At 61.2% G+C, this 20,982-nt stretch carries 19 protein-coding genes and 4 pseudogenes; 6 read left to right on the top strand and 17 right to left on the bottom strand.

Annotated elements, in window-relative coordinates; all coding sequences use genetic code 11:
• Positions 1 to 94 precede the first annotated feature (94 nt).
• The 3 genes and pseudogenes from FJ930_RS28345 to FJ930_RS28335 all read right to left on the bottom strand — a co-directional run.
• Positions 95 to 439 (bottom strand): annotated as a pseudogene (locus FJ930_RS28345) (transposase); the annotation flags it as partial.
• 375 nt (positions 440 to 814) lie between these two features.
• Positions 815 to 1,405: a mobile mystery protein B gene (locus tag FJ930_RS28340; protein WP_141840971.1), complete on the bottom strand. Its 591-nt coding sequence runs from the start codon at positions 1,403 to 1,405 to the stop codon at positions 815 to 817.
• Complete coding sequence (locus tag FJ930_RS28335) at positions 1,402 to 1,866, bottom strand: mobile mystery protein A (RefSeq protein WP_140745357.1); 465 nt, start codon at positions 1,864 to 1,866, stop codon at positions 1,402 to 1,404. The genes FJ930_RS28340 and FJ930_RS28335 overlap by 4 nt, the downstream gene beginning before the upstream one ends.
• A gap of 209 nt (positions 1,867 to 2,075) precedes the next feature.
• Here FJ930_RS28335 and FJ930_RS28330 point away from each other — a divergent pair.
• Positions 2,076 to 2,435 (top strand): annotated as a pseudogene (locus tag FJ930_RS28330) (transposase); the annotation flags it as partial.
• Positions 2,436 to 2,482: 47 nt separating this feature from the next.
• Here the strand turns inward: FJ930_RS28330 and FJ930_RS28325 are convergent.
• A pseudogene (locus FJ930_RS28325) lies at positions 2,483 to 2,778 on the bottom strand (transposase); the annotation flags it as partial.
• Between the two features lie 531 nt (positions 2,779 to 3,309).
• On the bottom strand, positions 3,310 to 4,857 hold the full coding sequence (locus FJ930_RS28320; protein WP_141840970.1) for a tetratricopeptide repeat protein: 1,548 nt from the start codon (positions 4,855 to 4,857) through the stop codon (positions 3,310 to 3,312).
• Positions 4,858 to 5,684: 827 nt separating this feature from the next.
• On the opposite strand from FJ930_RS28320, the gene FJ930_RS28315 reads away from it, so the two are divergent.
• Positions 5,685 to 7,451, top strand: coding sequence for an adenylate/guanylate cyclase domain-containing protein (locus tag FJ930_RS28315; protein ID WP_141840969.1), 1,767 nt, complete (start codon positions 5,685 to 5,687; stop codon positions 7,449 to 7,451).
• A gap of 182 nt (positions 7,452 to 7,633) precedes the next feature.
• Here the strand turns inward: FJ930_RS28315 and FJ930_RS28310 are convergent, their stop codons facing one another.
• Positions 7,634 to 8,503, bottom strand: a complete 870-nt coding sequence (locus FJ930_RS28310) for a hypothetical protein (protein ID WP_246677070.1) — start codon at positions 8,501 to 8,503, stop codon at positions 7,634 to 7,636.
• Between the two features lie 33 nt (positions 8,504 to 8,536).
• Here FJ930_RS28310 and FJ930_RS30675 point away from each other — a divergent pair.
• Positions 8,537 to 8,689, top strand: a pseudogene (locus FJ930_RS30675) (IS110 family transposase); the annotation flags it as partial.
• Between the two features lie 13 nt (positions 8,690 to 8,702).
• Here the strand turns inward: FJ930_RS30675 and FJ930_RS30200 are convergent.
• Entirely contained in the window at positions 8,703 to 9,161 is a 459-nt protein-coding gene (locus FJ930_RS30200) for a hypothetical protein (protein ID WP_181763497.1), read from the bottom strand.
• On the opposite strand from FJ930_RS30200, the gene FJ930_RS30670 reads away from it, so the two are divergent.
• Positions 9,055 to 9,435, top strand: coding sequence for a hypothetical protein (locus FJ930_RS30670; RefSeq protein ID WP_141840967.1), 381 nt, complete (start codon positions 9,055 to 9,057; stop codon positions 9,433 to 9,435). The two genes, FJ930_RS30200 and FJ930_RS30670, sit on opposite strands and share 107 nt — an antisense overlap.
• On the opposite strand, the gene atzF is transcribed toward FJ930_RS30670, so the two are convergent.
• Genes atzF through FJ930_RS28260 form a run of 8 tightly spaced genes read right to left on the bottom strand, consistent with a single transcriptional unit; the run spans position 9,395 to position 17,701 of the window.
• Entirely contained in the window at positions 9,395 to 11,215 is a 1,821-nt protein-coding gene (gene atzF, locus FJ930_RS28295) for an allophanate hydrolase (protein ID WP_140745369.1), read from the bottom strand. The genes FJ930_RS30670 and atzF overlap by 41 nt on opposite strands.
• The gene (locus FJ930_RS28290) at positions 11,212 to 11,562 is read right to left on the bottom strand and encodes a cupin domain-containing protein (RefSeq protein WP_140745371.1); all 351 of its coding nucleotides are present in this window, start codon (positions 11,560 to 11,562) and stop codon (positions 11,212 to 11,214) included. The genes atzF and FJ930_RS28290 overlap by 4 nt, the downstream gene beginning before the upstream one ends.
• Positions 11,555 to 12,223 carry a cysteine hydrolase gene (locus FJ930_RS28285; RefSeq protein ID WP_140745373.1) on the bottom strand — a complete coding sequence of 223 codons (669 nt, stop codon included), beginning with the start codon at positions 12,221 to 12,223 and terminating at the stop codon, positions 11,555 to 11,557. The genes FJ930_RS28290 and FJ930_RS28285 overlap by 8 nt, the downstream gene beginning before the upstream one ends.
• The gene (locus FJ930_RS28280) at positions 12,223 to 13,752 is read right to left on the bottom strand and encodes an ABC transporter ATP-binding protein (protein WP_140745375.1); all 1,530 of its coding nucleotides are present in this window, start codon (positions 13,750 to 13,752) and stop codon (positions 12,223 to 12,225) included. The genes FJ930_RS28285 and FJ930_RS28280 overlap by 1 nt, the downstream gene beginning before the upstream one ends.
• 12 nt (positions 13,753 to 13,764) lie before the next feature.
• Positions 13,765 to 14,466, bottom strand: a complete 702-nt coding sequence (locus FJ930_RS28275; RefSeq protein ID WP_141840966.1) for an isochorismatase family cysteine hydrolase — start codon at positions 14,464 to 14,466, stop codon at positions 13,765 to 13,767.
• Between the two features lie 18 nt (positions 14,467 to 14,484).
• Entirely contained in the window at positions 14,485 to 15,411 is a 927-nt protein-coding gene (locus FJ930_RS28270; protein WP_141840965.1) for an ABC transporter permease, read from the bottom strand.
• Positions 15,411 to 16,550: an ABC transporter permease gene (locus FJ930_RS28265; RefSeq protein WP_141840964.1), complete on the bottom strand. Its 1,140-nt coding sequence runs from the start codon at positions 16,548 to 16,550 to the stop codon at positions 15,411 to 15,413. Before FJ930_RS28265 ends, FJ930_RS28270 begins: the two co-directional genes overlap by 1 nt.
• A 23-nt stretch (positions 16,551 to 16,573) precedes the next feature.
• Positions 16,574 to 17,701 (bottom strand): BMP family ABC transporter substrate-binding protein, encoded by a 1,128-nt coding sequence (locus tag FJ930_RS28260; protein WP_140745383.1) that lies wholly within the window; start codon positions 17,699 to 17,701, stop codon positions 16,574 to 16,576.
• Between the two features lie 341 nt (positions 17,702 to 18,042).
• On the opposite strand from FJ930_RS28260, the gene FJ930_RS28255 reads away from it, so the two are divergent.
• Positions 18,043 to 18,702, top strand: coding sequence for a GntR family transcriptional regulator (locus tag FJ930_RS28255; RefSeq protein ID WP_140745398.1), 660 nt, complete (start codon positions 18,043 to 18,045; stop codon positions 18,700 to 18,702).
• 688 nt (positions 18,703 to 19,390) lie between these two features.
• Here the strand turns inward: FJ930_RS28255 and FJ930_RS28250 are convergent.
• Positions 19,391 to 19,558, bottom strand: coding sequence for a hypothetical protein (locus tag FJ930_RS28250; protein WP_246677072.1), 168 nt, complete (start codon positions 19,556 to 19,558; stop codon positions 19,391 to 19,393).
• Positions 19,559 to 20,244: 686 nt separating this feature from the next.
• On the bottom strand, positions 20,245 to 20,424 hold the full coding sequence (locus FJ930_RS28245; protein WP_140745385.1) for a hypothetical protein: 180 nt from the start codon (positions 20,422 to 20,424) through the stop codon (positions 20,245 to 20,247).
• Positions 20,425 to 20,566: 142 nt separating this feature from the next.
• Between FJ930_RS28245 and FJ930_RS28240 the strand changes: the two genes are divergently transcribed.
• Positions 20,567 to 20,875 (top strand): hypothetical protein, encoded by a 309-nt coding sequence (locus FJ930_RS28240; RefSeq protein ID WP_141840963.1) that lies wholly within the window; start codon positions 20,567 to 20,569, stop codon positions 20,873 to 20,875.
• The last annotated feature ends 107 nt before the right edge of the window (positions 20,876 to 20,982 follow it).

Genomic DNA, 20,982 nt, shown 5'->3' with positions numbered 1-20,982 from the left:
GCTCTGTCGGAGTCGATCATTACCATAGACGTATGTCGATCCGTTGCCGGCGGCTGAGTGCCCGCAGCTGAAGGCTGAACCATTCCATGGCGGGTCATGGCGTGCTGCTCCCGGTCGACCGGGAACCGTGTGGCGGTCCGCGCGGCTGCCTCCATCGTTCGAACACCTCGATGACGATCATGCGGCCGCCACAGCAGGGGCATGGCGGGCGGAAGTTGTCCGGTTCGTCCGTGGTGTCATCGTCGGACGGTACGGCGACGTTCAGGAGTTCACGAGCAAGCGCGACGCTGGCCTTGCGAGCAGAGCCGGCAAGCAGTCCGCAGTGCCGGATGCGGTGGAACCCCTTTGGCAACACGTGGAGCAGGAAGCGGCGGATGAACTCGTCGGTCGCGAGCGTCATGAGCTGCTGCCGGTCGGCGCCTTCGCGACGATAGTCCTCACATGAGGGTCATCACGTCAAGTCGGGCTTCATGGCGACATTATACGTTCCTAATTCGGAGGACGGCATCCACGGTCTGAGCCCGGTTGCATGACGCGGCCCGGTATCTGGGCCTGATCAACCTCACATCCGGTCGCCGCCCGTATCCGCGCCACATACTTCCGAATGCTAAGGAGCCCGAGCCACGCAAGTCGGCGGTGTAGGAAGATGCGCTTCCTTTTCCCGCACAGCCACGCGTTTCCCAACGGCCGGGTTACGGTTGAGCAGGACGGAGCCGTCGGATCGGAAGGCTTTGTCGAGTTCGGCGATGGCATCACCCTCATCGCCGACTGGCAACATGAGGGAGATAGGCTCGCGGGATCGGCGGCGAGAGCGTTACGAGCGGGCGAACGCGAGCAAGGGGCCGTAGTCGCCCGCGTCGGCGGCCTTGAGTGCCGCAATATACTCTTTTCGGGTTGCCGACGGATCAACGAGATTGATCTGGCCCCAGGTGAACCGCGGCTGGCCGAGTTCGATCGCAAGCAGGTCGCCGATCATGCGCGAGAAGCGGCCATTCCCGTTGGGATAGGGATGGATCGCAACAACCCGGTGGCTGAAACGGATCGCGATTTCATCCGGCGGAAACGTCGAGCGCTCGGTCCAATATTTCGCATCGTCGATCGCCTGATAATATTCGACGGGGATGCGATAGGCGTCGATGTCGATGTTGCGCGCCGTCGTGCGATACGTGCCCGCCCACTTCCACACATCGCCATACATCTGTTTGTGCAGCTCGTTCAGGAACCCTTGGTCGAGCACCTTGCGCTTTCGCCGCTCGACCCAACGAACGGCGTCGGCGATATTGGCAAGTTCCGCCTCGTTCAACTCGTCGCGCGTCGTGATGTAGGAAGGAATGAGCTGTTCGCGCTCCTCGGCTTCGAGCGGTGTGTTCCCGTCGTCATCACCCTCAAAAAGCGGATCGCTCATTCTTTGTCCCACAGCTTCCGCGAAAAGTGCGAGAGGTAGTCCGCCACGATGCGACGCTTTTGCCCTTCAAGGTCTTCCGCGTTCACCGCCTGATTTTCGAGACGCATCGTGTGATTGAGATGCGCGAGTTCGTTCCTCACCTTGCGCTCGGCCTGATCGTGGAGAATGTCGTCGAGGGCCTTGGTCGGTACAAAGGCATAGACGAACTGACAGTCGAGCGCTTCGGCTGTCTCGCGTAAGGTCTTGAGGGTGATCGCGCCCAGGGCTTCCGCCTTCTCGATCGTCGTCACGCGAGAGGGGGCCACGCCCATGCGCTCGGCGAGCTGGCGCGTAGTCATGCCTAGGGCCTCCCGAATGGCTTTCGTCCAGCCACGCGAGGGCGTCACGATAGGGGCGGCTCTCAGGGGAGAAAGCCGTCTATCGAGGTTCTTTCTGGCCAGTCTGGCTTGCTCGTCACTCATATATATGTGTCCATTTCAGGCAATCTTTAACACATATATGTGAGCAAAATAATTGGCTCCGCTCACTCCTATATGAGCACAATTATCGAGATTGCTCATGTCTATATGAGCGAGAAACCGCCTGAATTGGGGAAAGCCTTCCCCTGCGGCCGAGCCACGGTCTCGGCCGACCCCTTCTGCGGGGAGACCCCGCAACGCCCCCTAGAGTGAGAGTGCGGGGCGCGGCCGCGCGCACTTGGCTTGCCGAGCCCGAAGCCGACCTATTACCCGTCGGATACTTCCACGTCTTCTTCACGCTGCCCGCCGAGGTCGCCGGCATCGCCTTCTACAGTAGGGCGATGATCTACGACCTGCTATTCCGCGCCGCGTCGGAGACGATGCTGACGATCGCGGCGGATCCAAAACACCTTTGCGCGCGCATCGGCATCACAGCCGTGCTCCCCACCTGGGGTTCGGCGCTGACGCACCATCCGCATGCCCACATGATCGTGCCGGGCGGCGGCATCGGGTCGGACGGATCACGCTGGATATCGTCGCGTCCTGCCTTCCTCCTGCCGGTGCGCGCCGTCGTCCAGGAGGCCTACATCCAAGGGCATCTCGACGGGCTCGGTCCACGCGTCAGCGCCTTCTCAGCCATCCGGCGCGGCTCCAGGAAGCCAGGGAAGTAGGAGCCCTTCCTGAGCTTGGGTATGCGCAGCTCGACCGTGCCGGCGCGCGTCTCCCAATCCCTGGCCCGGTAGCCGTTGCGCTGGGCCAGCCGAAGCGGGCTCTTCTCGCCATAGGCGGCGCCGGTGGCAGCCCCCACCTCCATCTCCATCAGCCGCTCGGCGGCAAAGCCGATCATCTCGCGCAGCAGATCGGCGTCCGGGTCTTCTCCACGAGAGCGCGCAGGTTCATCATGTCGTCGGTCATCGGTGGTCCTTCCACAAAGGGGTTGGTGTCGACAACCAGACCCTACCGGGGAACATCGATGACCGCCGCAAAGCCGCTCGCTCGCTACGGCGCTGTTGAGGGCGCGCTCGCGAACGGCTGCCCTATCGCCGAGCTACACCACCTGTGGGGACGCGACCCGTGAAGACCATCCGGCCAATGTCAAAAGACCGCACTGGATCGATGCCGCCGAGATCGGGCTGCGATTCTTCGCCGCTCATCGCAGTTGGAAGTTCACGAGGCGAAGAGACACATAGTCTTGATCGCCCACAACCCAACAGTCGTGGGCACGGATGAAATCTGAAAAGCATGCGGAGGCGAGTAGTCCCTGCTTGGTGCAGCCACCCGAAATCGCGCCGGTGCACAGATCGGAGACGGAGAGCCATGCGCCGAAGATCGGGGGAGTGGCCGGGCTTCAATGCATTGACATAGATCAGCCCGCCAAGCATGAGGGTTCCGACAACGTGTGGACGAGACGTTGTGCGCGGCAGACCCGGCGGTATTTCGCGACTCCTAAGGCGCGGCACCCAGCTGTTTCATGCCCAGCCTTGCCGCGCCGTATTCGACAAAATCCTTGGGGCAGCCATCGATAGCAGCCCGATACTGCTTTATGGCGTCGGCGTCCTGCTTCGATACCTGATCGAATGCGCCGACGTAGAAGTTGGCTTCACATTTCTCGCCCTGGCTGGATGCCGCCGCCATGACATCTACGGTTTGAAGCTTGCCTTCGAGCAGTCTTACCACTGGCGCCGGCCATTTTCTCATGTCCAGATTTTTTTCGACGGAATCAGGATCGACCGTCAGGCTGTTTGCCCGCTTTGTCAGCGTCAGCATGATGGCGCCGTAGGTGTTGTTAGGCGAGTTGTCGACGACCTCCGCGAAATCCGCCTGGGCCTTTCCAATATGGCCGCCAAAAAAGAAAGAGATGCCGCGACGCAAATAAGCGCCGGCATTTTTCGGATCAAGCTCTATCACCCGGTCGTAGTCGGCGATGGCGCGGTCGCTGTCGCCCTTGCTGCTCCAAGCCGCGCCGCGATTACTGTAGGCTGTGGCATATTTGGGATCGAGGTCGATTGCCTTGCTATAGTCGGCGATGGCGCGGTCGCCGTCGCCCTTTCTACCCCAAGCCAAGCCGAGATTGTTGTAGGCAAAGGCATAATTCGGATCGAGCTTGATCGCCTGGGCATAGTCGGCGATCGCGCGGTCATAGTCGCTCTTGGCCTGCCAGGCATCACCGCGATGGCTGTAGGCTTTGGCATCGTTCGAATCGAGCTTGACCGCCTGGTCGTAGTCGGCGATGGCGTGGTCGTAGTCGCCCTTGTCGTACCAGGCGTCGCCGCGATTGTAGAAGACCTTGGCAATGTTCGGGTCGAGCTTGATCGCCAGGTCATAGTCGACGATGGCGCGGTCGTCGTCGCCCTTGCCCCGCCAGGCGTCGCCGCGATGGCTGTAGGCGTTGGCAGCATTCGGATCGAGCTTGATCGCCTGGTCATAGTCGGCGATGGCGCGGTCATAATCGTCTTTGTCGTACCAGGCGTCGCCGCGGTTGTAGAAGGCTTCGGCATTATTCGGGTCGACTTTGAGCGCCTGGCCATAGTCGGCGATGGCGCGGTCGTCGTCGCCTATGGCGATCGAAGCGTCGCCGTCGCTTATATAGGCGTTGGCGTAGTCATTATTGGCTTTGGCATCATTCGGGTCGAGCCTGATCGCCTGGTCATAGTCGGCGACGGCGCGGTCATAGTCGCCCTTTTCGTTCCAGGCATTACCGCGATTGTCGTAGGCTTTGGCATTATTCGGGTCGAGCTTGATCGCCTGGTCATAGTCGGCGATGGCGCGGTCCTTGTCGCCCTTTTCTTCCCAGGCGTTGCCGCGATTGTCGTAGGCGGCAGACCTGTTCTTCTTAGTCTCGCGTTTGTCATCAATGACGCTGGTACATGCCTCGATCTTCTGATCGAGGTTTCCGTCCTGCTTAACGCAAGGGTCGTGATCCTTGTTCGCTGCGAAGCTGTAATTGGCTGGCGCAATGGCCAGAAATATCCCAAGCGCCCAGGAGTTTCGCATTTGGCCCTCCGCAGAATCAGCAGGCGCTCTACGCCCTGTCTAGGCCTAGACCGCAGTCAACGGCTGGGTTGGAACGGTCTGGCGCCGAAGGCCAATATGAAGCCTTCATGTTGGTGACCTTTCCTAAAAACAGGTCCAACGAGCAAACGGATACTGCGCCCTATTGGTATTTTAGACAATGCTTAAATGCCCCCGAGATTTATGGACAGGCGCGCGTGATATCCCACACGAGCCGTTTCGTAGCTTCCCCGCCAATCTACGCGCCCTCTGATCGTATGATCGGGGCCTCGCGGAAGGGATTGATTTCTTCCGCTCTTGGAAGAGTCCACAAATGGCGTGTTGGAGAGTGTCGCTTGGGGGCCGATATGCTGGCGCGGCCCCTAGAACTGGCAACGACAACTTTACCATCATCGCAATGGCCAGCCCTGTTCGGCAGGAACAGGTTCTCCATTTGCCGTCCAGTCTGGCTGGGGTTCTTGGAAGCTTTTCGAACTTTCTGGGTCGCGCCTCAGCCCGGATTGCGGGCGCTCATGGACAACCTGGGACACTAGATCCGGCTTCTGGACAGTTTGTGCCGTCCTGATAGTGCAAGTCCGGATGAGCCCCCACGTGCTGTCCAAACGGCCGCTTTGCGCCTCATTCATTCCCACGGTCCAGTCCATTCAATCAAAAGCGGGCATCGCCAATGGACAGGTCTCAGGCTGTTGTCTGCCCAACACTGGTCTCGAACGACCGGAATCGATCCGATTCGGATCAACCGACCAATGGCTCCGAGCTATCTTCCTTTGGCTCGGCAGTAGTGGCAGACTGGATCGAGGGAGCACGACATGAGTGAGGCCCGTAAAATAGCAGCGATCCTGGTCTCGGATGTAGTCGGCTACAGCCGGCTAGCCAGCGCAGATGAAGATCGCATCTTGGCGCGGCTGCGGGCGCTGCGCAGCGATCTCATCGATCCCACCATCGCAGTTCATCGTGGTCGCGTCGTCAAGCGCACAGGCGACGGGATCCTCGTCGAGTTCAGCAGCGTGGTAGAAGCAGTGCGATGCGCGATCGAAGTGCAGAACGCCATGCTTGAGCGCAATGCCGGGGTGCCGGATGATCGCCGCATTGAGTTCCGGATCGGCATTCACCTGGGCGACGTCGTGCAAGAACGCGATGGTGACCTTATGGGTGATGGCGTCAACATCGCCGCACGCCTGGAAGGCATCTGCGAACCCGGCAATATCTGTCTTTCCGAGCAGGCCTACTGGCAGGTAAAGTCACGGCTCGACATCGCGATCAACGATCGCGGTGAGGTTCAGCTCAAGAACATCACCGATCCGGTCCGGGTCTATTCGCTACAGGTCGGCGGTCCCTCCAAGGCAAAGCCCGCGACACTAAGTGAGCCCCTTGTGCTGGAGAAGCTTTCGCAGCCGCCCGCACCGCCCGACAAGCCTTCGATTGCCGTGCTGCCCTTCATCAACATGAGTGGCGATTCCGAACAGGAATTTTTCACCGACGGGCTGACGGAGGACATCATCACTGATCTGTCGAATGTGTCCGGCTTCTTCGTTATCGCCCGCAACTCCACCTTTGCCTATAAAGGCAAGCCCACCGACATCCGTCAGATCGCTCGCGATCTGGGCGTCAAATATGTTCTCGAGGGCAGCGCCCGGCGATCCAACAAGCGGTTGCGCGTCAATGTGCAGCTTATCAATGCGGCAGAAGGCGGCAATCATGTGTGGGCCGAGCGCTTCGACCGCGAAATCGCCGACATCTTCGACGTTCAGGACGAGGTCACGCGACGCGTTGTTCAAGCGATTTCTGGCAAGCTTGGTGAAAAGAAACTTATTCCCCGTTCCCGACCGTCAAATCTCGAAGCCTATGATCTCTGTGTTAGGTCGCGAGGCAAGTGCAACAATTCTAGATCGGACAACAGTGAGGCGTGTGCTGACTTGGAACGTGCCGTCCAGATCGATCCAAACTACTGCGAGGGGCACAGCAATCTTGCCATCTCACTGCTATTTGGCTGGATTGTTTGGGGAGAGCCACAGGAACCCGGCCGCGCAAATGCTCTGATACACGCGCAACGGGCCGTGGAAATCGATCCCGACGATTCCCACGCTCGCAGAATCCTAGGCTGCGTTCAGCTTTATGAGCGTAATTGGGATGAAGCAAAAACTCAATTCGATGCTGCCGTTCGGCTTAATCCCAACAATGCAGATGCGGTCGCATGGACGGGTGAGCTTCAAATCTACTTAGGCGATCCGCAAGCGGCGCTGATAGCTTGTGGTGCTGCGCTCCGTATAAATCCTCGTCCACCCGGTTGGTATTTCTGGATCATGGGAATGGCGCAGATTTCCTCCGGTCGCTATGAAGAAGCTGTTGTGTCGTTGAGCCGGGAAGAAACGTACGGGACGGGTTCGAGGGAGCACCTGGTTCCCGCGCTTGCCCTTGCCGGTCGCGTTCCCGAGGCACAGGAGGAAGCCCGCCTATTCCTTGCGGGGAATCAAAATTGGAGGGTCGGTGATTTGGTGGCGAACTCTCCTTTCAAGAGCCCGAGTGATGCTCAGCCGTTTGTTGACGGATGGCGTCTGGCCGGCTTGCCAGATTAGGCGGTATGGAAAGGGAGCCGTATTCCAAGCTCGCAATCAATCTATGTCGTCGAAAAAATCGGCAGTGGCGTCGGGCTGCTCCTTAATCTCTCGCGAGTGGAGTTTCCCGAGTTTTGGGGGACGCGGTAATCCCGCCGCAACCGTGATAGGTTCGGTATGGGCAGGCAATGACCGAAGTGCCGTCAGCTCGCGCCAATCCTGGTGGCAGACATCGTCGATTTAAGACGCCTGACGGCGAACGACGAGGATCGTACGCTTGCAGGCATCCGCGCGTTGCGAAGCAACCTCGCCTCGGCAAGCACGATCTCGAATTGCCCGCTTTCTTCACGTTGTGTCAATTGCTTCGTCGCGAAGTGGAAGCAACCGCTATCGATAATGCTTCGATCGACCCTCCCCGTTTGGGACCATTCGACTCGACGGTGCCTGTTGACCAATCCGACTAATATCCTGGAAGACCGAGCGGATCTGTGGCCAGGGAAACTCAGCACAGTCTTCGGAGACTTGGCCTTCCCTAAGGCCGCGACGCCCGCAAGGGAAGCGGCAGGGGTTTCGGACAACATTTCGAGCAGTTGCTCCACTCGATCGCCGGCCTCACACTCGGCGAGCAACGTCGTGGAATAGCCAATCTCCCTATCGGCGGCATCCCAGCGCGCCTGGTGAGCTGCAAGTTCCGCTTCAGCCTTAGCGCGCACCGCCGCGTCTCCCGTCAGTTCATGAAGCGCCTCAAGTGAATGCGTCGTCACGCTCTCGCCATCACGCAGTCGAACATTGGCGGAAGGAAATCCGACAGTCTCGACGAGTTTTCGCTCCAGGCGTTGCTGCTTTCGGCACAGCCATTCAGTGAGGTCATGGGCCGCTTGCCATTTTTGCCAGACGGCCACGGCTGGATCTACGGATTGGTTCGTTTCAAGGGCGTTGCTGACGAATTCATTCCCCTTAGCTCCCACAATTGCAATTGCCGTTCCCTCAAGTACCCTCCTTCGGGTGACGAAAGGCCGAGTCGTGGTATTGTCGGAATCAGATGGGGTATTCGGCTTGAGCCCCATCTTCAACGGTGAAGCAAGAAGGTGCAGCGCTTCGAGCTGATGGTAGAACGTGGTCTGTCCAACAGCCACAAGCATCAGGAAAGGAAGCGCAATATGAAGCACTTTGTCGGTCTCGATGTCTCGGTGAAGGAAACCGCCGTTTGCCTTGTCGACGAATCCGGCAGGATCTGTCGTGAAGTGAAGGTGGTCAGCCACCGCGCATCAGTCAGCGCGCGTCACCTGGCGGTCGTTGCCATGGCTTCTTTAAGAGCGGGATGCTCTTCTGCGGAGCGCGATGTATTTGGGCAACGATGCCGTTGCGACCCGTCTGCGTGCGCAACTGGGCGCCGTCGTTGGAAGCCTTGGGTCCTATCAACCTTTCGAACTGGCGAGATGCGCGGTTCTTCGCCCGCGTTGCCAACAACAGGCTCCAGCGGCCGAACTGGACAGACATCGGGGCGGGAGTCTGGCCTACCAGCCGCCGGCGGACGAGACCGCGCATCTTGCAGCGATGGAGAAGATGCGGGGTGAGTTCGTCCGGTCGAGCGAAATCGAGGAGCGCATCAGTCTGGCGACCGATGGCAAAGGCGAACACGCAACCGCCGCAACGGCACGCGATGCGGTCGAATTTGCAGAAGGGCGACCATACCAATGCCCTCAAATCGCGCTCGACGCGGCTGATCACGACTGCCTTGTTAGTGGCGCGCGATGGGGATGACGAATTGCTCGCGACACACGACGGGTGGGTTCGTCAGGTCATCTCGACCGCGCTGGAAGAGCAATCCGATCTGGCGGCCGTTCGCAGGCTGCGCTGCAACCGTCCGGCGATACCGACGCTTGCCCTGATCCATCTCTGGGCACGCAACCCGAATTTAAGGTTCATTCGATGTGCTTCGGGAGAACATCGGATGTTTTGGACTACAGTTCCCGTCGATCGACAATATTTTTGCCGCGCCTAACAAAACTGCGCCAGCCCCCGTAGGCGGAGATATCGGATGCGTCTGCAAGGCCGGCGGTTTCCGCCAGAAATCCCTTGGCCGCGCCGCCATCCTCGAGTTCTATTGTTCCTACGCCGAGCGGTGCGGGGATGGCTGCAACGAACCGCCCGAACGCATCCGGATCAAGCCGCCAGACCTCGACGTCAATACACATGCCATCCCTAGCGACGCGGACGAGGCCCGGCTTGGGCACGGACTGGCCAGCGAGAGCATAGAGCCGGTAGGCAGCCGTAGTTCTCGTTGACCTCGAGAATTGGGCACCTAAACCCCGGAGCTGAGCGTTGAGCGGCATGCCGGAAAGGTGAGCGCCGACGACGACAAGTTCGATTGTGCCGTCGTCGGCCGGCCGAGTAGGCGAAGACTGGCCCGGCAAAGGCCAGCCGGTCGCACCGAGGGAAAGGCCGCTCTGGGCATGCAAATCGCGAGCGAGCGACGCGGCCAGCGCGTCCTGGCCGCGTATACCGAGCAGGGTCACACTCATCGGCAGGCCGTCGCCTCGTGTGCCTGTTGGCACGGCAATGCCGCACATATCGAGCAGGTTGACGAAGTTGGTGTAGGTGCCGAGCCGGCTGTTGGTGACGATTGGGTCGGCGAGGACGGCATCGACGGTGTAGTGCGTTGGTGCCGTCGGCACGCAGATCAGATCGACGGAGGCGATGACTGAGGCGAGCTTGGCCTTGTCGGCCTGCAAGGCATAAAGGCCCTTGAAGGCGTCTGCCGCCGACAGCTGGCGCGCGCCACCGATGATCTGACGCGTCACCGGATGCATCGCCGCTTCGTTGGTGTCCATGAAATCGCGGATCGCAGCATAGCGCTCCGCAACCCAGGCGCCCTCATAGAGCAGGTTGGCGGTGGCGTAGAAATCGCCGAAGGGGATTTCGACCAGCTTGCAGCCGAGCCTTTTCAACATCGAGAGCGCAGCGGCGAAAGCGGCTTGCATGGCATCATCGCCAAAGAATTTGAGGTCCGCCTGCGCCGGAACCCCGACGGTCAGCACCGGCGGGCGAGCGGCGAGAGGCGGCGCGGCAATGGCGCGCGAGTAGGGATCGGCCTCGTCCTTGGCGGCGGCCACTCTGAAGACCGTGTAGGCATCGTCAACGGTGAGCGCGAAGATCGAGATGCAGTCGAGCGTGCGGCAGGCCGGTACCACGCCGGCGGAAGACAGTGCGCCGACGGTCGGCTTCAACCCAACGATGTTGTTGAGCCCGGCCGGGATGCGGCCGGAGCCGGCGGTGTCGGTGCCAAGCGCGAAGGAGACGATGCCGCGTGCCGTGGCGACGGCCGAACCGGACGATGATCCGCCAGGCACCAGTTTCGGGTCGAAGGCGTTCTTCGGGATAGGGTAGGGCGAGCGCACGCCAACGAGACCGGTGGCGAACTGGTCGAGATTGGTCTTGCCAATCACCAATGCTCCGGCCGCTTTCAGCCGGGCAACCACCGTGGCGTCCTTTTGCGGCGTATAGGCATATTCGGCGCAAGCCGCCGTGGTCGGCATGGCGGCGACGTCGATATTGTCCTTGACCGCGAAGGGTATCCCCCACAGCGGCTTCGTCATGGGATCGAAGGGCCCGAGCGCGACCGCCTGCTCAAGCAGGTCGGCCCTGCCGGCAAGGTGGATGAAGATGCCGGGGTCCGCGGCTTGGGCGATGCGCTCGAACACCGCGTCAATCATGGCTGACACGGGCAGGCCCGCCGCATAGGCGGTGTGCAGGCTGCCGAGATCGAAACGAATGTCGCTCATTGTCCTTCCCCCAGAATGATTACCGGCAGATCCCACTGGATCAGCACGACGCAGCCGTTTTCCGTCCACACCGAATGCTCGGTGCCGACCGGATTGAGGATGACGCACCCGGCGGCATAATCGCCATTCTCGTCGCTTTGCGTGCCCTCCAGCACGACAATGGTCTCCAGCCCGACATGGCGATGGCGTGGCACACCGGCGCCGGGCTGGTATTTCAGGATCGCTACGGAGGGCTCTACCGGGCCGCCCTTCAGCAGCCAGTGTACCGTGATGCCTTCGCGAAAATGCTGGAGCGCAAGTTCGCGCCAACCCCCGTCAAGGAGGCCGGCAAAACTCAGATTAGGCATTGGCAATTCCCTCGAGCACCTGGTCGGTCGTCGCCGTCCAGCCGACAATGGCGCCTTGCGCCCGGATCATCGCAATCGCCGCTGTCTTGAATTCGGCGAAATAGCTTTCGGTCGCATCCTCGGCCAGGAGGCACTCGTAGCCGCGATCGTTGGCTTCACGCATCGTCGTCTGCACGCAGACCTCGGTGGTGACACCGGCGAAGACCAGTTGCTGCGCGCCAAGTCGCCTGATGTTGTCACCGAAGCTGGTCGCGTAGAATGCGCCCTTACCGGGTTTCTCGATCACTATCTCGCCGGGCAGGGGGGCCAGTTCATCGAGGATCGCGGTACCCGGCTCACCTGATATCAGCACCCGCCCCATCGGGCCGACATCGCCGATGCGGATCGACGGGTTGCCGCGATTGCGCTTGGTCGGCGGCAGGTCCGAGAGATCGGGCTTGTGGCACTCCATGGTGTGGATCACCGGCAGGCCGGCGGCCCGAAATCCCTCGATCAGCTTCTTTACCGTCGGCACGATCGCCGTGATGCGCCCGACATCGTTGCCGAGGCTGGCGCCGAAGCCGCCCGGCTCGGCGAAATCGCGCTGCATGTCAATCACGACGAGCGCCATCGTTTGCGGCTTGAAGACAAAGGCAAAGGGCAGGGCATCGATTTCGGCCATCAGTGATGTCCCGCCATATGCTCGCCGATCGTCTGGACGCTGGCTTGCGCGATCGGTGTTTCGTAGACCAGCGCGCCGTCCGACATGACGAAGATGCGGTCGGATAGTTCGAGCAGTTCGTCGAGATCCTCCGACATCAAAAGCACCGCGGCACCGGAATTTCGCGCGCGCATGATCCGCGCCCGGATTTCAGCCACGGCGGAAAAATCGAGGCCGAAGCAAGGGTTCGAAACGATCAGCAGATCGACCTCGCCAGTGAGTTCGCGGGCGAGCACCGCACGCTGGACATTGCCACCGGAGAGCGACGAGATCGGTGAAGCCAGCGACGCTGTCTTGACCTTGAACTGCTCGACCAGGCTCGCAGCGAAGCTCTTGATGCCACTGGTGTTGATCCAGTTCACCGGCTTGCCGTTGCCATCGATGTCGAAGGTGCGAAAGGCGATGTTCTCGGCCACCGTCATCCTCGGCGCGCAGGCGTTCTTCAGCGGCTCCTCTGGAATGAGACGTACATTCAGCGTTCGCGCCTCGGTACGGCTCGACGCGTAGGGCGAGCCCTTGACCAGCACCGCGCCGCCGTCGCGCGCACGCTGCCCGGCCAGCACTTCGAGGAACTCCTTTTGACCATTGCCGGAGATGCCGGCAATACCGACAATTTCGCCGGAGCGCACCCCGAGATCGTCGATGCGGATCGATTTCAGCCCGGTGCGGTCCGGCGCCTTCAGCGAAGTCACCTTGAGCACGAGGTCCGCGTCCGGCTTTGTTAGCGCGCGGCTGTCGAGCGCGGTGATCGGCTGGTCGCCGATCATCATCCCCGCCATCGCCTTGTGATCGAGGTCGGCGACCCTACCGGTGCCGGTCAGCTTGCCCTTGCGCAGCACGCTGACATCGTCGGCGAACGCGGTCACCTCGTGGAATTTGTGCGAGATCATCAGCACGGTCAGATCGCCGGCCTTGGTCATGCCGCGCACCAGGCCAAGCACTTCCTGTGCTTCGCCCGGCGTCAGCACCGAAGTCGGCTCATCGAGCACGAGGAAGTTACGGCCGAGATAGAGCTGCTTGACGATTTCGAGCTTCTGCTTCTCGCCGGCGGCAAGCTCGGCCACTTTCACGTCGAGCGGCAGCTTGAACGGCATGCGCTGCATGAAATCGGCGAGGTCGGCGCGCTCCTGCCGCCAGTCGATGATCCCGGGAACCTTCTCGCGAGAAATGACCAGGTTTTCCGCGCCCGTCAACGAAGGCACCAGCGTGAAATGCTGGTAGACCATGCCGAGGCCGAACGCCGAGGCATCGCGCGGGCTGGTGACAGATACTTCGCGCCCCTCGACCAGGATGTCGCCCGCGGTCGGGTGATAGAAACCCATCATGCATTTCACCAGCGTCGACTTGCCGGCGCCGTTTTCGCCGAGCAGCGCATGGAACGACCCCGCCGGCACCTTGATCGACACGGTGTCGAGGGCGGTGAAGCCACCGAAGCGCATCGTCATGCCGATCGTCTCGACGCCAACCGCTTTTTTGTCGCCCTCACTCATGGCTGAGTCCCATCATGGCAGTTGCGCGGCGAAGGCTTTCGAATTCGACACCGCGCCGAACACGCCGCCCTGCATCGTGATCATCTTGATGGCCGCCAGATGGTTGCCGTAGTCGGTGGCGCCGCAGCAGTCCTCCAGCATGACGCACTCGAAGCCACGGTCATTGGCTTCGCGCATCGTGGTGTGCACGCAGACATCCGTGGTGATGCCGGTAAGCACGATGTTCTGGATGCCGCGTCGGTTGAGGATCAATTCCAGGTCGGTGGCGCAGAACGAACCCTTTCCCGGCTTGTCGATGATCGGCTCGCCTTCGATGGGGTAGAGATCGGGGATGATGTCCCAGCCCGGCTCGCCGCGCACCAGGATGCGCCCGCACGGGCCGGGATCGCCGATGCCGGCATTGATGCGGCGCGAACGCCAGCGCTTGTTGGCCGGCAGGTCGGCAAGATCGGGACGATGGCCTTCGCGCGTATGAATGATGGTGTAGCCCTTGGCTCGCATCGCCGACAGCACAGCCTTGATCGGTTCGATCGGCGCCCGCACCAGCGACAGGTCGTAGCCCATATGGTCGACATAACCGCCAGGCCCGCAGAAATCCGTCTGCATATCGATGATCATCAACGCCGTGTTGTCGGGCCTCAGATCGCCATTGTACGGCCACGGATAGGGGTCGGCATCAATGTAGTGCTGGGCGAATTCGGCTCTGGCGTTCATGCGGAAACTCCAGTCATCTCATTTGGTGATTGACAGCTCGCCGGGCGCGCCGGCCAGCGAGCGGCCCGGTGAGGAGGTGGCGATCATGATGACGAGCGTGAGGATGTAAGGGGCGGCGTAGAACAGGTAGTAGCCTTGCGTGACGCCGACCGACTGCAGCGCCGGCCCGAGCGCTCCAGCGCCGCCAAACAGCAATGCGGCGGCAAAGCAGCCGAGCGGGTTCCAGCGCGCGAAGATAACCAGCGCCACCGCCATCAGCCCTTGTCCGGAGGAAATGCGCTCGGTCCAGCTGCCGGGATAGTAGAGGGAGAGATAGGCGCCGCCGATGCCGGCGAACGCGCCGCCGACGCCAGTGGCGAGCAGGCACACGGTGTCAGGGTTGAGACCCATGGCGCGTGCCGCGTCGGAACTGTCGCCGACCACACGCACAATCAGGCCGGCGCGCGTGTTGCGGAAGGCCCACCACAGCACGGCCGACAGCACCGCCCCGATCAGGAACAGCACGTTGACGTCGAGTGCGGCCTGCACCTGTGGAATATCGGACCAGCCGCCGAAGGGGATCGCCGGTAAACTGGGTGCCTTGGGCTGGATGAACGGCTTGCCGAAGAAGAAGGCGAGGCCGGAGCCGAACAGCATCAGCGCTATGCCGATCGCGATGTCGTTGACCTTGGGAAATTTGCAGATCCAGCCGTGGAACAGGCCGAAAAAGGAGCCGGCGGCTGCCGCCGCGAACAGGCCGAGCCATGGCGAGCCTGATATCACCGCGATCGCATAGGCGGTCATGGCGCCGAACACCAGCGTGCCTTCGAGGCCAAGGTTGATCCGGCCCGAGCGCTCGGTGATGGCTTCGCCCAGCGAAACGAAAATGAAGGGCGTCGAAACGCGGATGGCGCCGCCGAGGATGGCGAGCGGGACGCCCCAGAGGCCGATGTCGGTCGGGTCCATCAGGCGATCCTCTTCAAGTGATCGGACCTCTTCCAGAGATCCGGATTGAATGCCTTGAAGCGACCGTAGAAGGTCTCGCTGAACAGGATGACGATAAACAGCATGCCTTGCAGCACCAGCACGGTGGCGTCGGGCAGGTCCATGCGCCGCTGGATCAGTCCGCCGGAGGCCTCGATGCCGCCGAGCAGGAAAGCGACCGGGATGATTGCGAGCGGATTGTGGCGGGCGAGGAACGCGACGAGAATGCCTGTATAGCCGTAGCCGGCAGCGAGCGAGGCGTTGGCGCTACCCTGCACGGCGGCGACTTCGAGCATGCCGGCGACACCGGCGAAGCCGCCGGCCAGCGCTGTGAATCCGACGATCAGCGGCCCGACGGCAAGCCCCTGCACCTGGGCGGCCTTGACGTTGCCGCCCGCGATGCGGGCGGCAAACCCCCAGCGGGTCTTCTCGATCAGCACCCAGGACAGCACGCAGGCGACGATGCCGACGACGATACCCCAATGCACCTCCATGCCAGGAATGTTGCCGATGCGGTAAGCCTCCGCCAGCGGCTGTGTCGACGGCTTGTTGAGCGAGGCCGGATCGCGCAACGGCCCTTCGACCAACTGGTTCATCAGGGCAATGGCGATATAGGCCATCAGCAGGCTGGAGATGGTCTCGTTGACGGCGCGGTAATGGCGCAGCGCGCCGACGGCACCGATCCAGATGCCGCCGGCGGCCATGCCCGCCACGCCCATGACGAGAATGACGATGAACGACGGCGCGCCATTAAACGCCATGGCGGCCGCGGCCGCCGCGACACCGCCGAGCACGATCGCACCCTCGCCGCCGATGACAACGAGGCCGAGCCGCGCCGGCAGCGCCACGCAGAGCGCAGCGAGCAGCAAGGGGGCGGCGCGAGACAGCGAGTTCTGGATGGAGAACCAGGAGCCGAAGCCGCCGCGCCACATCACTTCATAGAGCTGCAGCGGCGACTTGCCGACAGCCAGGATGAACAGGCTGAAGATGGCCATGCCGACGATCAGCGCGGCGACCGGAATGACGAAGGCCTCGGCCCGTCTGGCGACCCGTTCGAGCGCCGCCGGATAACCCCTGACGCCGAACATCGGCACGTCCGCGTTGCTGACCGTCTCTGCCATGGCCCCGTCTCCGTCCTGCCGGATCAAGCGGTGGAGCCGACGACCCCGTCGACCAGGTAGTCCATGCTTTCGAGTTCGATGGCGGTCTCGGGGAAGGCCTGGCCTTCGGTGGCGACGACGGCGCCCTTGTTGCTCTTCAGCGGCCCCTTGATGACGGCGAAGCCGCCCTTCATCATTTCCGCCAGCGTGGCGTCGAACTGCTTGCGCGCCGGCTCGCCGACCGCGGGGCCGAGCGGGCTCATCTTGACGAAGCCGTCGGCGAGGCCACCGCGGGTGAAGTTGGGCAGCGGCTTGCCGGCGACGAAGTCATCGACGAACATCTTGTAGACCTTGGCCCAGTTCCACTCCGCGCCGGTGAGGTATTTTTCCGGTGCCAGAGGGCTCTGGTTGGCGTGGTAGCCGCAGACGAAGGCGCCGCGGCCGGCGGCCGTCTCGACCACCACCTTCGGGCTGTCGACATGGCAGGTGACGACGTCGATGCCCTGGTCGACCAGCGCATTGGTGGCCTCCGCCTCCTTGACCGCCAGCGACCATTCGCCGGTGAATATAACCTGGCAGGTGATGGTGGGGTCGACCGAGCGCGCGCCGATCAGGAACGAGTTGATGTTGAGCAGCACCTGCGGGATCGGTTTGGCGGCGACGAAGCCGAGCTTCTTCGACTTGGTGGTGTGGCCGGCCACGACGCCATTGAGATACTGGCCCATGCCGATGTAACCAAAATAGGAGCCGGCGTTCATCGGGTGCTTGGCCTTGTCCCACATGCCGCCGCAATGGCGGAACTGCACGTCGGGGAATTTCGCGCACATGGCGAGCATATGAGGGTCGAAATAGCCGAACGAGGTCGGGAAGATCAGCGCGGCGCCGTCGAGATTGATCATCGATTCCATCGTCTTCTGGACATCGACCGTCTCGGGGACGTTTTCCTCTTCGACGACGGAAATGCCTTCGATACCTTTCAGCGCGGCAGCACCTTCAGCATGCGCCTGGTTGTAGCCATAGTCGTCCTTCGGGCCGACATAGATGAAGCCGACAGTGGCGGCCGCGGCAAAGGCACGGCTCATGGGCAATGCGTTGGAGAGACCGAGAGCCGCCACACCGGTGGCGGTGGTCTTGAGCAAGTCGCGGCGCGTCAGCATGAATCTGTCGGTCATCTGAATGTTCCCTCTGTGAGGCTCTTCGGGAGCCTGTTAACACCTCGCTAAGAAAGTGTATGCAATCTCCGTGCCAGCTTGAGGATTCCAGATTATCTAATAGATTCAACAATCATAGCGGCGTGCGCTGCACAAAGTCCCAGCAATTGCATACACTTGCTGCCTATTACGTACGCTATTTGACAAACGGATTAAAATATAGGCATAGAGGAGCAAGTGGCGAGTCGAAACAGCGGCTGGGCCTGCTGGGTTGGGCCGTTTCGGCCACGCAAAAAGACTGTACGGGAGAGAACGTGTCGGGAAAGCGCAGCTTGCTCAGGTCGGGAACGACCGTCGATCAGATGGTGAGGGCGATCGGCGACCGCATCGTCACCGGCGTGCTGCGTCCTGGCGAGAAGCTGGACGAGGCATCGCTCGCCGCGCGCTTCGATGTGTCACGCACGCCAGTGCGCGAAGCACTCGGCCATCTAAGCGCGATGGGATTGGTCGAGAGGCGGCCGAACCGTGGCGCGATAGTCGCCGTGGTCACCCAGGAACATCTTGCATCGATGTTTGAAAGCATGGCTGAACTGGAAGGAATCTGTGCCCGATTTTCCGCCGAGCGCATGAGCGCCGGCGAACGCCGCGCGTTGGAAATCGAGCATCAGGCATCGGCCCGGCTGGTTCGCCTTGGCGCCGAAGAGGACTACGAATATTTCAACACCGAGTTCCATTCACGCCTGTATCGCGGCGCCCACAGCACGCACGTCTTCGAGCTCACCGTCATGACGCGCAGCCGCTTGGCGCCGTTCCGGCGGGCGCAATTCCGGCTTGACGGCCGGCTGACCAAATCCTGGAAGGAACACGACGCGATCGTCAGCGCGATCCTGCGCGGTGATGGCGTGGCAGCCGGCGCTGCCGCCAAGGACCACGTTTCCATAGTCAGCGAGGCCAGCGCTGTCTTTGCCCTCGGCGAGCAGCCAAAGGGCACAATTACCACGATGCCGGTCATCGCCAGCTGAGAAGTGATCCTTGCCAAACGACATGACTATCGAAAGGCGAACCGAGGACCAAAGTCGGCTATAGGTCAGTCGGACACCTTTGGCGCCATCAGGCGGCATGTCCGTTGTCGCTTTTCGGACGCCAGAAGCTGCCAGTTCATTTCTGGCCAAAAGCAGTCGTCAGGCGGTTCTACAACTGGCCATCGACTGGGGTTCCTGGAAGCTTTTCGAACTTTCTGTTTGACACCTCCAGCTGAACTACGCGCGCTCGCGAGATCGGCTGGAATGTCAGAATTCGGAGGGCGCGGCGATGCCTGGCGCCAGCGCGCTTGCGCCATTGGTCCGACCGACTGTCGTAACAAGATTTGTCCACGTCCCCCAGCTCCCAATAGCAGAATGCGTCCGTCTCGACGCAGAGTCCCGAAGTGCCGTTACCGGGAGCGGAACATTAGAGCATTCTAACGGTTATCCGGGTAGATTTGCCAAGGGGCAGAGCGATGGCCGTGCTGGCGCTTGATTTCGTATATTTTCCCGGGTTGAGCGGGAACGATCTCTTAGGCGGACTCGTCTCGCTATTGGCGTGCCTTGTGCTCTACAACGTGATGGCAGAGGATCGCCCGAAACCGTAGACGCGGGGCGCCGCACGCTTATTCAGCGGGAATGCACAGCCAACCGAATTAACATTTCATTGAGGCCGATATCACCTGCCTCAACCCGATTGAGCGGTCATTGACGGGCCTTGCGACGTGAAGACCACCCCGGCCAGTTCAAGCGCTTGTCGGATTGCTGCGATCTTCTCTTTGCGCAAGATTCTTCGGCCGCTCTCGAAATCACGAATGGTCCCCTCGCTGAGACTGCATTTAGCGGCGAGCCGCACTTGCGGCCATTTCAATAGTCCTCGTGCTATTCGGCAATGGTGCGGGGTCAGATCCTGCAATTTTCAGCTATCTATCTCTAGCGGGCTTGGCTGTTTGTGCCACATGACTTGCCGCAGGTGCTCATGTCTACCCGCTGCCCGCACATGGCCCAGGTGTAGAAGTGATCGTGCCCATCGTTGGCCGGTTCACCACGATGCAGGACGCCAGCGGTAGGCGGCTCAATGTCGGGTAGCTTCGTCATCGGCCGTTCAGCTTCTTCGCCTCTCGCTCCAGAACCTCGCGGCTGTTTCCGTGCTTCTCGATCAGGTCCCTCACCTGCTGCGGAATGATGCCCACCTTGCCATCTTTGTTCCTCCTGTGCGAGATCCGCAACGTGCCATCGGCCGCTTCGTTGCAGCGGGCGACATTTCCCTTTCGGAACTATTTCAGCCCACTGCGGTCGCGGCGTGCTCGCCGTAAAGGTCGGTCGCGGAGTGCAGCGCAAGCTGGGGGTCAGCAGTTCCGCCGGCATCAACGCGATCGCGCGTGGGTGGATCTGAAGACATTCCATAACATGCCACGCGATCGACAGCGCGACAACCAATCAAAGACAAGGTCTTTTGGGGAGCGTCGTGTTTTCCGCCTCGGCGAGCTGACCACTGTGATTGCTCATCAATCCGCACGGCTCCGGCTGGCGGCGCTTTCTTCATTTGCGAGGTGATGACTTCTGTTTTTTGTCCGCCTTGCCCGACTGCAGGATCAGGGCCAGAGCTTCTTCAATTGTGAGGCCACACTTACGAGCGAAATAGCTTGCTTCGGTAATCACTTCGGGCGACCCCGAAGTGGGGACGCCAACAGTTCGCTTGGCCTTTTTTAACTTTCCCATCGTGAGTTTCCGCACCTCGCCGATTCGGAATTTACTCCGAATTCACTGATCCGCATATCTCTGGCACAAACAAACCGTTAGGTGGGCAGCGTTACGCGGCCTAATTGGGCCCACTTCGTCAGTGAAGGTGGACGGGGCCGCCGTGCAGATACGGGGCCATCACACCAGCCAACGTTTCGAGAATGCTTCGATCGCTGACTTGGCCATTCGGCTCAACAAAAAAGTCATCGTCCTGTCGCCCGACATGATTGACGACTACCTTGAAGCGGTAGTGAGGCATCGTGGCCCGCAGATCGCGTTCCAGATCCGCAACGAATCGAGCGTTGACGTTCCCGCAAATGCGAGGCGGAACAACCACGAACCCAGTGGCAACTCGGGGCAATTCGACGTCCTCACAGACGAAGCCATCGACAGACAAGTTATCGTAAATCTGAGGGTGCCGATAGATTAGGCCTCTCGTCATTGCAGTCGAACAATCGGGCATTCCTGCCGCCGCCTTGAGGCGCATCCTGTGCTTAAGTCACGATGCTGGACGGCCGGCGCCAGTGGGCGGGGGGG

Source organism: Mesorhizobium sp. B2-4-15 (genome assembly GCF_006658505.1).
Lineage (GTDB): Bacteria > Pseudomonadota > Alphaproteobacteria > Rhizobiales > Rhizobiaceae > Mesorhizobium.
The sequence above is the reverse complement of the archived record's forward strand: the minus strand, read 5'-3'. Positions and strand labels throughout refer to the sequence as shown.